Source organism: Streptomyces sp. NPDC056987, assembly GCF_042673865.1.
In the GTDB taxonomy this organism is placed as follows: Bacteria; Actinomycetota; Actinomycetes; order Streptomycetales; family Streptomycetaceae; genus Streptomyces.
Genome location: NZ_JBHURV010000001.1, coordinates 499,308 through 511,517, shown reverse-complemented (window position 1 = coordinate 511,517; position 12,210 = coordinate 499,308). Strand labels below are relative to the sequence as shown.

At 72.1% G+C, this 12,210-nt stretch carries 9 protein-coding genes; all 9 read right to left on the bottom strand.

The window, feature by feature from the left end:
- Position 1 precedes the first annotated feature (1 nt).
- Complete coding sequence (locus ACFTZC_RS02210; protein ID WP_382885936.1) at positions 2-850, bottom strand: TatD family hydrolase; 849 nt, start codon at positions 848-850, stop codon at positions 2-4.
- Entirely contained in the window at positions 850-1,452 is a 603-nt protein-coding gene (locus ACFTZC_RS02205) for an EboA domain-containing protein (protein ID WP_382885934.1), read from the bottom strand. Before ACFTZC_RS02205 ends, ACFTZC_RS02210 begins: the two co-directional genes overlap by 1 nt.
- Positions 1,449-2,294, bottom strand: a complete 846-nt coding sequence (locus ACFTZC_RS02200) for a sugar phosphate isomerase/epimerase family protein (RefSeq protein ID WP_382885932.1) — start codon at positions 2,292-2,294, stop codon at positions 1,449-1,451. The genes ACFTZC_RS02205 and ACFTZC_RS02200 overlap by 4 nt, the downstream gene beginning before the upstream one ends.
- Positions 2,291-3,268 carry an SCO3242 family prenyltransferase gene (locus ACFTZC_RS02195; RefSeq protein ID WP_382885930.1) on the bottom strand — a complete coding sequence of 326 codons (978 nt, stop codon included), beginning with the start codon at positions 3,266-3,268 and terminating at the stop codon, positions 2,291-2,293. The genes ACFTZC_RS02200 and ACFTZC_RS02195 overlap by 4 nt, the downstream gene beginning before the upstream one ends.
- Positions 3,265-4,491, bottom strand: a complete 1,227-nt coding sequence (locus ACFTZC_RS02190) for an inositol-3-phosphate synthase (RefSeq protein WP_382885928.1) — start codon at positions 4,489-4,491, stop codon at positions 3,265-3,267. The genes ACFTZC_RS02195 and ACFTZC_RS02190 overlap by 4 nt, the downstream gene beginning before the upstream one ends.
- Positions 4,492-4,587: 96 nt before the next feature.
- Positions 4,588-8,298: a ThuA domain-containing protein gene (locus ACFTZC_RS02185; RefSeq protein ID WP_382885926.1), complete on the bottom strand. Its 3,711-nt coding sequence runs from the start codon at positions 8,296-8,298 to the stop codon at positions 4,588-4,590.
- Positions 8,299-8,752: 454 nt separating this feature from the next.
- Positions 8,753-9,757, bottom strand: coding sequence for a sugar phosphate isomerase/epimerase family protein (locus ACFTZC_RS02180; protein WP_365808888.1), 1,005 nt, complete (start codon positions 9,755-9,757; stop codon positions 8,753-8,755).
- Between the two features lie 31 nt (positions 9,758-9,788).
- On the bottom strand, positions 9,789-11,054 hold the full coding sequence (locus ACFTZC_RS02175; protein ID WP_382885923.1) for a Gfo/Idh/MocA family protein: 1,266 nt from the start codon (positions 11,052-11,054) through the stop codon (positions 9,789-9,791).
- Between the two features lie 91 nt (positions 11,055-11,145).
- On the bottom strand, positions 11,146-12,186 hold the full coding sequence (locus tag ACFTZC_RS02170) for a substrate-binding domain-containing protein (protein WP_382885921.1): 1,041 nt from the start codon (positions 12,184-12,186) through the stop codon (positions 11,146-11,148).
- Positions 12,187-12,210 lie beyond the last annotated feature (24 nt).

Sequence of the window (12,210 nt, the reverse complement as noted above, 5' to 3'; positions counted from 1 at the left end):
CTCACTCCCCGCCGCGCAGCACGGAGTTGCCCTCGTGGAGGGCGTCCGGTGCGGCCACGTCGAGCTGGAGCCGGCCGCTCAGTCCGTAGAAGGCGACGGGGTTGCGCCACAGGACCTGGTCGACGTCGTCGGCGTCGAATCCGGCCGCGAGCATCGCGTCGGCGACCTTCCGGGTCTTGAGGGGGTCGCTGTTGCCCCAGTCGGCGGCCGAGTTGACGAGGACCTTCTCCGTGCCGTGCTCCTTGAGCACGGCGACCATCCGGTCCTCGTCCATCTTGGTGTCCGGGTAGATGGAGAAGCCCAGCCAGCTGCCGCTGTCGGCGGCCACCTTGACGGTGGTCTCGTTGAGGTGGTCGAGCAGGACCCGGTCCGGGGCCAGGGCGGATTCGCGTACGACGTCGACGGTGCGGCGCAGCCCGGCGAGTTTGTCGCGGTGCGGGGTGTGCACGAGCGCGGGCAGGCCGTGGTCGGCGGCGAGCTGGAGCTGGGCGGCGAGCGCGGTGTCCTCGGCCGGGGTCATGGAGTCGTAGCCGATCTCGCCGACGGCGACGACGCCGTCCTTGACGAGATAGCGGGGCAGTTCGTCCAGGACCGGGGTCAAGCGCGGGTCGCCCGCCTCCTTGGGGTTGAGGGCGAGGGTGCAGTGGTGGGCGATGCCGTACTGGGCGGCGCGGAAGGGCTCCCAGCCGAGCAGGGCGTCGAAGTAGTCGTAGAAGCTGGCGGGCGAGGTGCGGGGCTGGCCGAGCCAGAAGGACGGTTCGACCAGGGCGCGCACACCGGCGGCGTACATCGCCCGGTAGTCGTCCGTGGTGCGGGACGTCATGTGGATGTGGGGGTCGAAGATACGCATCAGGACTCCTCGCCGGTCAGTTCGAGCGCGCGGTGCAGGTCGGCGGGTACGGGGCGGCCGGCGGCGGTACGTTCGGCGGCGAAGTCGCGGAGCATACGGGCCAGTTCGGCGTCCCCGCGGGCGCGTACGGCCAGGTCGGCGACGGCGTCGAGGGGCACCTCCGTGAAGAGGCACTTGAGGACGGCGTGCCGCCAGCCGTGCGCACCGAGGTGGGCGGCGGCATACGGGCCGACGGCCGCCGCGACGAGCCGGGTGTCGTTGGTCCGCAGGGCGTCCTCGACCAGGGGCAGCGCGCCGAGCCCGGTGCCGAGCGGCGGCAGGGCGAGCAGTACGGCGCGGCGCTCGGCGGCGGTGCCCTGGTGGTAGAGCCGGGTGAGGGTGGCCAGGCCGGCCTCGGCCTCCTGGAGCAGCAGGGTGCGTACGGCGTCGGCGTGGTCCTGGCCGCAGTGGCGCCCGGCGGCGGCGAAGCGCAGCTCCCAGGGGGCAGCCGTGTCCGGGGCGGTGTGCCCGGCCGGGGCGGCCGCCTCGGCCAGGGCCGCGTCGAGCCAGGGCAGGGCGTCCGGGGCGATCCGGTCGGCCAGTTCCGCGCGGCTGAGGGTCATGCGCGTACCTCCAGGGCGCGGAGGAAGTCCAGGGACGTACGGGCGAGTTCGGGCCCGGCGTGGGAGTGCCGGGGCAGCTCCACGACGGTGAGGCCCTGGTAGCCGGTGGCGGCCAGCGCGTCGAGGACGGGCGGGAAGTCGATCTCGCCGTCCCCGAACGGAAGGTGCTCGTGGACACCGCGTCGCATGTCCTCGATCTGCACATGGCGCAGCCAGGGCCCGGCCTCCCGTACGCAGTCGGCGGGCGAGCGGGGTTCCAGGCACTGGCAGTGGCCGATGTCGAGGGTGAGGCCGAGCGGCCCGGGGTCGCCGAGCCGGCGTCTGAGTTCGTGGAAGCCGGCGAGGTCCCCGACGAGATGGCCGGGTTCCGGCTCGACGGCGAGCGGGACCCCGGCGGCCTCGGCGGCGTCGAGCACGGGCCCCATCGCCTCCTCCAGCCGCTTCCAGGCGGTGTCGGTGTCCGTGCCGTCCGGGGTGACGCCGCTGAAGCAGTGCACGGCGTGGGCGCCGAGGTCGGCGGCGACCTGGACGGCCGTGACGAGCAGCCCGGTCCTGGCGGCCCGGCCCGCGGGGTCCGGGTCGAGCAGGGTGGGGCCGTGCTTGCGGCGCGGGTCGAGGACGTAGCGGGCGCCGGTCTCGACGGTGACGTCGAGGCCGAGTGCGGTGAGGCGGCGGGCGACGCGGCGGGTGCGCTCGGCCAGTTCGGGCGCCGCCGGGTCGAGGTGCATGTGGTCGAGGGTGAGTCCGACCCCCTCGTAGCCGAGGTCGGCGAGGAGGCCGAGGGCGTCGTCCAGCCGCAGGTCGGTGAGCCCGTTGGTGCCGTATCCGTAACGCGGGCTCATGTGGGGCTCACTTTCCGTGCGACGGTGCGGGCCAGCGGTACCAGCCCCATGACTCCGAGGGCCACTCCGACCGCGCCGCCCCGTGCGGCGAGCGCGCCCTGGAGCGGGATCATGGCCCGGATCCCGCCGCCGACGGCGCGCTGGGTGAGGGCCGGGGACGGGTTGAGGGCGGCGTGCAGCAGGGGCCGCCCGGCGGTCGCCGCGTAGACGGCGGCGAGGGTGGCGGCGAGCGCGTGGCGGGCGCCCCGGCCGGGGGTGCCGGGGCCGGCCTCGGGCGGGCGGCGGCCGAGCAGCGCCCCGACGGTCCCGGTCACCGCGAGCGCGGCGAGCGGCAGTGCGGTCGAGCCGCCCTGGGTCTCGCGGCGGGAGACGGTGGTGACGGCGGCGGTGTGCACGCCGAGGACGGCGGCGGCCGGCAGCGCGGCCCGGACCCCGCGCCGCGTCCCTGCCGGAGGCGCGGCGCCCTGCGCGGAACCGGCCGCGTGCGCGGTCGCCGTGGCACCGAGCAGCAGGTCCAGGGAGCGGGCCGCGCCCATCGCCGCCGGGCCCGCCGGGGTGTGCTTGAGGCGCAGGTCGTACGACCAGACGGTGGCCGCCAGCGCCGTGCCCACCGCCAGCGAGGGGCGTCCGGCGCGGGCGGCGAGGGCGAGGCCCGCGGCGGTGAGGCCCCCGGCCGCCGCGAGGGCGGCGGGCGGGGAGATCCGGCCCGACGGGATGGGACGGTGCGGGCGGTCGACCGCGTCCTCGTCCCGGTCGGCCCAGTCGTTGAGCGCCATGCCCGCCTCGTACAGACAGAGCGAGGCGCCCACGGCGAGCGCGGTGGCGCGGCCCGGCCGCGCCCCGAGCGCCGCCGCGCCCGCGAGCCCGTCGCCGACCACGGTGAACAGGGCGGAGACGCGGAGCAGTTCGGCCCAGGCGCCCAGGGTCTCCCGGGCGGATCCGGCCGCCGCTCCCCCGCTGCCGCGAGCACTCATCCGGCCTCCCCCAGCCGTCCGGTCTCCCCCAGCCGTCCGGCGAAGGCGAGCAGCGCCTCGAACTGTTCGGCGAGCGCGGCGGGTCCGCCGTCCGGGTCCTTGAAGTAGAAGCCGAGTTCCGGCAGGGGCCCGCTCAGCCCTGCCTCGTGGGCGCGGGCCACCAGCCGGGCCAGGTCGAGGACGAGCGGCGCGGCCAGCGCCGAGTCGCACCCCTGCCAGATGGTCTGGAGGACCATCCGCGAGCCGAGGAAGCCGTCGAAGGCGATGTGGTCCCAGGCCGTCTTCCAGTCGCCGAGGGCCGGGACGTCGTCGATGTGGACCTCGCCCTCGGGCGCGGCGCCCAGGGTGTCGGTGAGGACGCGTTCCTTGCCCGCGTTCTTGGCCGCCGCGGCGGCCGGGTCGGCCAGCGCCGCTCCGTCCCCGCCGCCCAGCAGGTTCGTCCCGGACCAGGCCCTTACGGTCAGGGCCCGCTGGACGAACATGGGGGCGAGCACGGAACGGAGCAGCGTCTGGCCTGTCTTGCCGTCGCGGCCCGCGTGGGGAAGTCCGCGGTCCCGCGCGGCGGCGGTGAGGGCCTCGGTGCGCAGCCCGGTCGAGGGGGTGAAGTTGACGTACGGGCAGCCCGCCCGTACCGCGGCCGCCGCGTAGAGCGAACTCGGGGGCAGCCGCGGGTCGTCGGGGTCCGGTTCGGCCTCGGTGGAGGAGACGTTGACGACGACGGTGCGGGCGACGCCGGTGCGCCGGGTGAAGTCGGTGAGGTCGGCGGCGAAGCCGTCGATGATCTCGTCGTCGCTCCTGGTGTCACCGGGCAGGGGGCCACCGGCCCGTATCTCCCGGTCGGCGGCGGCGAGTTCGGCGTGGATCGCGGTGGGCAGCCCGTGCGGCAGCACGCCCGCGGCGGTCAGCGCCTCCGCGCGCTTGGGCAGCGGGCAGCTCGCCGTGTCGTGGCCGCCGAAGACGAGCGAGGACAGGGCGGGCAGGTGGGCCCCGGCGAAGGGCGCGGTCTCGGCGACCATGCCCGTCGGGGGATGGAGCCCGGCGGTGACGGCCGCGCATCCCGCGACGGCCGTGGTGGCGACGGAGCCGCGGGCCCCGACGAACCAGACTCCGGTGCGTACGGCGGCCCCGGCCGTCCCCGCTGCTGTTGATTCCGTACCGGTCGTGGTCACGGGCTGCCTCCCTGCCGGTGGTGCGGTCGATGGTGCGTGGCGTTCAAGACACATGCGGTGCGTGGGGTGCAAGACACATGCGGTGCGTGGTGGACGGCGGGCGGGGGGTACGGCGCCTCCCCGCCCGCCGCCGGCCGGCGGTTCCGCCCGTCAGGAGGAGGGCAGTTCCTTGATCTGGATGTCGCGGAACGACACCTGGTCGTCGGCCCCGTGGTTCTGGAGGCCTATGTACCCGTTCTTCAGGCTGCGGGCCGGATCCGTGTTGGTGAAGTCGTTGATCTTCACTCCGTTGAGGAAGATCTGGAGCCGCTCACCCTGGACCTTGATCTCGTAGCTGTTCCACTGGCCCGGCGGGCGCAGCACCCGGTCCCTGGCCTTGACGTCGGCCGACTTGAAGCCGTAGACGGAGCCGGTGGTGCGGTCGGGGGTGTCGGTGGCGTCGATCTGCACCTCGTACCCATTGTTCACCGCGGACCAGGGGTCCTCGGAGGCCGGGAAGCCCACGAAGACACCGGAGTTGTCGTCCCCGGCCATCTTCCAGTCCAGCTTCAGGGAGTAGGCACCGAACTCCTTGGCCTGGTACCAGAGCAGCCCCATGCCGCCCTCGGAGCGCAGTTCGCCGTCGACGATGTCGAACTTCCCGGGACCCGCCTGCTTCCAGCCTTCGAGGGTCTTGCCGTTGAAGAGGGAGCGGTAGCCGGTCTTCGGCTTGCAGTCGGCCTTGACCTGGCCGGCCGCGTACCGCAGTCCGCCGAGCAGGTGCTGCCGGAAGGGCGCCTCCGCGTAGGACTCCTTCGTGTGGCCGCCCCCGGTGTAGAAGGACCGGCCGCCCTCGTAGGTCTGGCACCAGGCGATCGGGTGGTCGCCCTTCATCTTGCCGCCCTGGTAGGTGGTTTCGTCCAGGGTGGCGAGGACGCGGGCCTGACCGCGCGGGTTGGTGCGGTAGTTGTACCACTCGTCGGTGCGCTGCCACTCGTCGTCGAGGTGGGCGGTGGCCGGGTGGCCCTTGTCCTCGACCCGTACGGTGGCGGGCTGGATCGCCGGGTGCGAGTCGAAGTAGGCGCCGACGAGGCCGCCGTAGAACTTCCAGTCGTACTCGGTGTCCGCCGCGGCGTGCACGCCCATGTAGCCGCCGCCGGTGGCCACATAGTTCTCGAACGCCTTCTGCTGGTCGGCGTCGAGCACGTCACCGGTGGTGGAGAGGAAGACCACCGCGTCGTACCGGGCGAGGTTGTTGGTGGTGAACTGCCCGGCCTCCTCGGTGGAGTCGACGGTGATCCCGGTCGTCTTCCCCAGTTCCTTCAGGGCGGCGACGCCCTCGGGGATCGAGTCGTGGCGGAATCCGCCGGTCTTGGAGAAGACCAGGACCCGCTTCTCGGTCTTGCCGGGGACCGCGGTGGAGAGCTGGAAGTCGTCCAGGTCGTAGAGCGCGCCCGAGCCGCCCTTGAAGACCAGGAAGAGTTCGGTGGTCTTCTTCGGAACGGAGCGCAGCGGTACGTCGATGTCCTGGAAGGTCTCCCAGCCGCCGGTGACCGGGATCGGCGCGGAGCCGAGCAGGTTGCCCTTGGCGGAGCCCGTCCGTACCTCCAGGAAGCCGCCGGCGCCGCCGGAGGAGATCCGGGCGGTGAGCGTCTTCGAACCGGTCAGGTTGTACGGCTTGAAGGAGATCCAGTCGCCGTTGTCGATGTCACCGACGGTCTTGCCGCCGTTGGCCGCGGCCTTCTCGATGACCGAGACACCCGAGGAGTTGTTGAAGTGCTCGGCCTGCCGGTGGCGCGGCTGGAGCTGCGCCTGGTCGTGGCTGGTGAGCGCGGCCTGGCCGCCGCCTCCGCCGTCGGTGTACTCGGCGTCGATCACACCGAAGATGTTGGCGTTGGGGTCGTGCTCGGTGTCGGCGGGCGCGGTGATGGTGCCTTCGCAGCCGTTGGCCGAGGTGATCGGGTGGCCGTGGTTGTCATGGCCCAGGATGTAGCGGACGGTGACCTTGGAGCAGTCGATCGTCCCGTCCTCCGGGTCGGTGACCTTCACCTTGAAGGGGATCTCGTCCCCGAAGTTGAAGAGGTGGCCGTCCGCCGGGAGTTCGAGGGTCACCTTGGGCGCGGTGTTGCCGACGACCACGCGCACGGACGCGGTGGCGGTGCGCTCCGTCGGGTCCGTGACGGTGAGCCGCGCGGTGTACGTGCCGTTCTTCCGGTACGTGTGGACGGGGTTGGCGTCGGTGGAGGTGGCCCCGTCGCCGAAGTCCCAGGCGTAGCTCAGCTCGTCGCCGTCGGGGTCCTCCGTGCCGGCCGAGGAGAAGGTGACCTTCAGCGGGCTGGTCCCGGAGGTCCTGCTCGCCTTGGCCACGGCGATCGGTGACTTGCCGCCGGTGGAGTTCTCGATGCGGTAGAGCGCGGAGTGCTCGTCACCGCCGAACCAGGAGAGGCCGTAGTCGAGCACGTAGAGCGCGCCGTCCGGGCCGAAGGCCGAGTCCATGACCTGGGTGCCGGTCCAGGGGAACGGGTTGATCTTCTCGACCGTGCCGTCCTCGCCCTGCTCGATCCGCTTGATCCACTGGCGGCCGAACTCGGTGGCGAAGAAGTCGCCGTCGTACTCCTCGGGGAACTTCACCGGGGAGTCGAGGTCAGCGTCGTAGCGGTAGACGGGACCGGCCATCGGGGACTCGGAGCCGGTGCCGAACTCGGGCACGCTGCCGCCGTCGTAGTCGATCCACGCGGGCTGGGCGGGCGGCAGATCGGTGAGCCCGGTGTTGTTCCGCGAGGTGTTCTTCGGCGCGGCGCAGTCGAAGGCGGCGCCGGACTCCTTGGTGGCGAAGTCGTAGTCGATGAACGGCTCGTTCTTGCCGACGCAGTACGGCCAGCCGTAGTTGCCGGGGCCGGTGACCCGCGCGAACTCGACCATGCCGGACGGGCCCCGGGTCGGGGAGGCGGCCCCCGCGTCGGGGCCGTAGTCACCCACGTACACGATGCCGGTCTGCTGGTCGACGGAGATCCGGAAGGGGTTGCGGAACCCCATGGCGTAGATCTCGGGGCGCGTCTTGTCGGTGCCGGGGGCGAAGAGGTTGCCCTCGGGGACGGTGTACGAGCCGTCCTCGGCGACCTTGATCCGCAGCAGCTTTCCGCGCAGGTCGTTGGTGTTGCCCGCGCTGCGCTGGGCGTCGAACGCCGGGTTGCGGTCGGTCCGTTCGTCGATCGGGGTGTAGCCGTCGGAGGCGAACGGGTTGGTGTCGTCGCCGGTCGACAGGTACAGGTTGCCGTCGGCGTCGAAGGCGATGTCGCCGCCGACGTGGCAGCAGGTGCCGCGGGTGGCGGCGACGTCGAGGACCTTCTTCTCGCTCGCCTTGTCGAGCGTGCCGTCCTCGTTGAGGGTGAAGCGGGAGAGCCGGTTGATGCCGTCGAAGGGCGCGAAGTCTGCGGGCGTCCCGTTCTCGGGGGCGTCACCGGCGGGGGTGTCGAGCTTGGGTGCGTAGTAGAGGTAGATCGCCCGGTTCTCGGCGAATCCGGGGTCCACCCCGACGCCCTGGAGGCCTTCCTCGTCGTGGCTGTAGACGTCGAGGGTGCCGGAGACCATGGTGTCGCCGCCGGCGTCGGTGATGCGCAGGGTGCCGTCGCGCGAGGTGTGCAGGACGCGGCGGTCCGGGAGCACGGCGAGCGACATGGGCTCGCCGACCTCGTCGGCGCCCTTGGCGAGGGTCACCTGCTGGAAGCTCTCCTCCGCGGCCGAGGCGGCCGGGGCGGCGGGCTCCGCGGCGGAGACGGGTACGGCGCTCAGGCTCGATCCGGCGAGCAGGGCGCCCGTCAGGAGTGCGAGGAGATTTCTGGCTCGGGGGTGTCTGCCGGCTCGGGGGCGTTTTCTGTGCACGAAAGTCCTCCACAGTGGGCTGTTCGTACCTGCGGGGTGCCGGGAGGGCGCGCGGTCCCTCGCGCCCTCGCCTCCCCAGGGGGGTGCTCGTCCCGCACCCGGGTCCCCGTGGAGGTGGCCGTGTCACCGACGTGCGCCGTCACATCGGTGACCACCGTTGTGCTGTGTCGTGTTCGCCTTGCGTTGTTCTGTACAACTCAATCGTCATGGACGGTAGCCGTGTTCGTCCCGTACGGAAAGACCTTGCGCACGAGTGAAGTTGAACTTTTTCCAGTTTCTGGACAAAGCGGCCCCCGGAGAGGCCGGACCGCCCGGCGGCGCGGAACGCCGCCGGGCTGCTTGCGCGAGGGCCCGGGGGCCCGTAGCGCAGGGCTGTGTACTTGGGGCCCGGGGCCCCGTACCGCCTAACCCCACGGTCCGGAAGGCCCTGCTCCCCGTGTTCCGCCTGCTCCGCCTACTCCCCGCCCCCGAACGCGGCGTCGAACGACGCGCTCGGCGGGTCGAAGTCGAAGCGCTTGAGACCGGCGAGGGCCTCGGGTGCCCCGGCCAGCCGGTCCATGCCCGCGTCCTCCCACTCGACGGAGACAGGGCCCTCGTAGCCGATCGACCGCAGCATCCGGAAGACGTCCTCCCAGGGCACGTCGCCGTGTCCCGCCGAGACGAAGTCCCAGCCGCGCCGCGGGTCGCCCCAGGGCAGATGGGAGCCGAGGCGCCCGTTGCGGCCGTCGAGACGCTTGCGCGCCTCCTTGCAGTCGACGTGGTAGATCCGGTCACGGAAGTCGTAGAGGAAGTTGACCGGGTCGAGGTCCTGCCAGACGAAGTGGCTCGGGTCGAAGTTCAGCCCGAACGCGGGACGGTGGTCCACCGCCTTCAGCGCCTCGTGCGTGGTCCAGTAGTCGTACGCGATCTCACTCGGGTGGACCTCGTGCGCGAAGCGGACCCCCTCGGCGTCGAAGACGTCCAGGATCGGGTTCCACCGCTCCGCGAAGTCCTCGTACCCCCGCTCGATCATGCCGGGCGGTACGGGCGGGAACATCGCGACGAGGTGCCAGATCGAGGAGCCGGTGAAGCCGACGACCGTGTCCACGCCGAAGGCGGCCGCCGCCCGGGCGGTGTCCTGGATCTCGGCGGCGGCGCGCCGCCTGACGCCCTCGGGCTCGCCGTCGCCCCAGATCCGGGACGGCAGGATGCCCTGGTGGCGCTCGTCGATCGGGTTGTCGCAGACGGCCTGGCCGACGAGATGGTTGGAGATCGCCCAGCACTTCAGCCCGTACTTGTCGAGGAGCTGATGGCGCCCGGCCAGATAGCCGGGGTCGGCGAGGGCCTTGTCCACCTCGAAGTGATCACCCCAGCAGGCGAGTTCGAGCCCGTCGTAACCGAAGTCACGGGCGAGCCGGCACACCTCCTCCAGGGGCAGATCGGCCCACTGGCCGGTGAAGAGCGTGAACGGACGTGGCATTCGGACCTCCTTCTAAGAATTACCGGAGTCTCTAGGAAAGCTGCTGCGCCGCTGCCGCCGCGGGCTCCCCGGCCGGCGACGCGTCGTGCCCCTGCGGTACGGGCGTGTACACCGCGTTCTTCGCGGCGCTGTCCTCCACCGCGGCGAGCACCCGCTGCACCTGGAGCCCGTCCTCGAAGGACGGCACCGGATCGCGCCCGGCGGCCACCGCCTCGACCAGATCGCGCACCTCGTGCACGAACGTGTGCTCGTACCCCAGCCCGTGGCCCGGCGGCCACCACGCCTCCAGATAGGGATGCTCCGGCTCCGTGACCAGGATCCGGCGGAAGCCGGACGAGGGCGCGGGCTCGGTGTGGTCGTGGAACGACAGCTCGTTCAGCCGCTCCAGATCGAAGGCGAGCGAGCCGAGTTCGCCGTTGATCTCCAGGTGGAGCGCGTTCTTGCGCCCCGAGGCCATCCGGCTCGCCTCGAAGGAGGCCAGCGCGCCCGAGGCCAGCCGCCCGGTGAACACCGCGGCGTCGTCGACCGTCACGGCGCCGGTCTCCGCACCGCCCGCCCCGGACAGGCCGGCGGTGGCGCCGCTGAGCACGGGCCGCTCCTTGACGAAGGTCTCGGTGAGCGCCGAGACCCCCACCAGGGGCTCCCCCGTCAGGAACTGCGCCAGATCGACGATGTGCGCGCCCAGGTCGCCCAGCGCCCCCGACCCGGCGTGCTCGCGCTTGAGCCGCCAGGTCAGCGGGGCCGCCGGATCGGCCAGCCAGTCCTGGAGGTAGGTGATCCGCACATGGCGCAGGGTGCCGAGCCGGCCCTCCTCGATGAGCTGCCGGGCGTACGAGACGGCCGGCACCCGGCGGTAGTTGAAGCCGACCATGGCGAGCTGGCCGCGGGAGCGCGCGGCCCGCGCCGCCCTGACCATCGCCTCGGCCTCGGCCACCGAGTTGGCGAGGGGCTTCTCGCACAGGACGTGCTTGCCCGCCTCCAGCGCGGCGATCGCGATCTCCGCGTGGCTGTCCCCGGGCGTGCAGATGTCGACCACCTGCACATCGTCGCGCGCGATCAGCTCCCGCCACTCCGTTTCGGCGGCGGCCCAGCCGTGTCTCTCGGCGGCGGCCCGGACACCGTCCCGGTCCCGGCCGCAGATCGCGGCGAGCACGGGCCGCATCGGCAGGTCGAAGACGTGTCCCGCGGTCCGCCACCCCTGCGAGTGGGCGGCTCCCATGAACGCGTATCCGACCATGCCGACGCCGAGTGTCGGCGGTGCACCGGCTGCTTGCTCCGCCGCTTCACTGGAGGTCATACGGAGTACTCCTCGTCTCTCGCTCGGTGGGGGGTTGCCCAGCGCCGCCCGTGCCCCTTCCGGCACGGGCGGGTCCGCTCCAGGCCCTGGACTAGTTGAAGCCGGTGGGCAGGTACTGGTCGACGTTGTCCTTGTCGACCACGGCCGAGTAGAGGGTGACCGAGGCGGGGATCTCCAGCTCCGCCATCCCGCTGATGCCCTTGGCGTTGCCCAGGGCGCGGGCCAGGTCGATGGCGGAGGCGGCCATCGTCGGCGGGTAGAGAACGGTGGCCTTGAGCACGCTGTTGTCGGCCTTGATCGCGTCCATCGCCGACTTGGCCCCGGCGCCGCCGACCATCAGGAAGTCCTTGCGGCCCGCCTGCTGGATGGCGCGCAGCGCGCCCACGCCCTGGTCGTCGTCGTGGTTCCACAGCGCGTCGAAGGAGGACTGCGCCTGGAGGAGCTGCGCCATCTTCGCCTGGCCGGACTCGACGGTGAACTCGGCCGCCTGACGGGCGACCTTCTTGATGTTCGGGTAGTTCTTCAGCGCGTCGTCGAACCCCTGGGTGCGCTGCTGGGTCAGCTCCAGGCCGTCGACCCCGGCCAGCTCGATGACCTTGGCGTTCGGCTTGTCCTTGAGCCGCTGGCCGATGTAGTTGCCGGCGCTGACGCCCATGCCGTAGTTGTCGCCGCCGATGTAGGCGCGGTACGCCTGCGGGTTGGAGAAGATCCGGTCGAGGTTGATGACCGGGATCCCGGCGCGCATGGCCTTCAGGCCGACCTGGGTGAGCGCCTTGCCGTCGGCCGGCAGGATCACCAGGACGTCGACCTTCTTGTTGATGAGCGTCTCGACCTGGCCGATCTGCGCGGCGATGTCGTTGGAGCCCTCGGTGATGTCGAGCGTGATCTCCGAGTACTTCTTGGCGCGCGACTTGGCCTGCTCGTTGATCGCGTTGAGCCAGCCGTGGTCGGCCTGGGGCCCGGCGAAACCGATGGTGAGGGGCTTGCCCGGCTTGTCGTCGGCGGCGGGCGCGGTGTCGGCGGCCGTCTCCTTGCTCGCGGCGGGCTCGTTGCTGGTACAGGCGGTGAGGAGGGCACCGGCGGAGATCGCGGCGGTGCCGAACAGCAGTCCTCTGCGGCTGGTTTCTGGCATGGCGGTTCAACCCTTCGGATAGGG

Bases quoted from the DNA above. Each gene is read 5' to 3' on its own strand.
- ACFTZC_RS02190 (WP_382885928.1), bottom strand. From the start codon at position 4,491: ATGTGTCTTGAACGCCACGCACCATCGACCGCACCACCGGCAGGGAGG.
- ACFTZC_RS02180 (WP_365808888.1), bottom strand. From the start codon at position 9,757: ATGCCACGTCCGTTCACGCTCTTCACCGGCCAGTGGGCCGATCTGCCC.
- ACFTZC_RS02210 (WP_382885936.1), bottom strand. From the start codon at position 850: ATGCGTATCTTCGACCCCCACATCCACATGACGTCCCGCACCACGGAC.
- ACFTZC_RS02200 (WP_382885932.1), bottom strand. From the start codon at position 2,294: ATGAGCCCGCGTTACGGATACGGCACCAACGGGCTCACCGACCTGCGG.
- ACFTZC_RS02175 (WP_382885923.1), bottom strand. From the start codon at position 11,054: ATGACCTCCAGTGAAGCGGCGGAGCAAGCAGCCGGTGCACCGCCGACA.
- ACFTZC_RS02195 (WP_382885930.1), bottom strand. From the start codon at position 3,268: ATGAGTGCTCGCGGCAGCGGGGGAGCGGCGGCCGGATCCGCCCGGGAG.
- ACFTZC_RS02205 (WP_382885934.1), bottom strand. From the start codon at position 1,452: ATGACCCTCAGCCGCGCGGAACTGGCCGACCGGATCGCCCCGGACGCC.
- ACFTZC_RS02170 (WP_382885921.1), bottom strand. From the start codon at position 12,186: ATGCCAGAAACCAGCCGCAGAGGACTGCTGTTCGGCACCGCCGCGATC.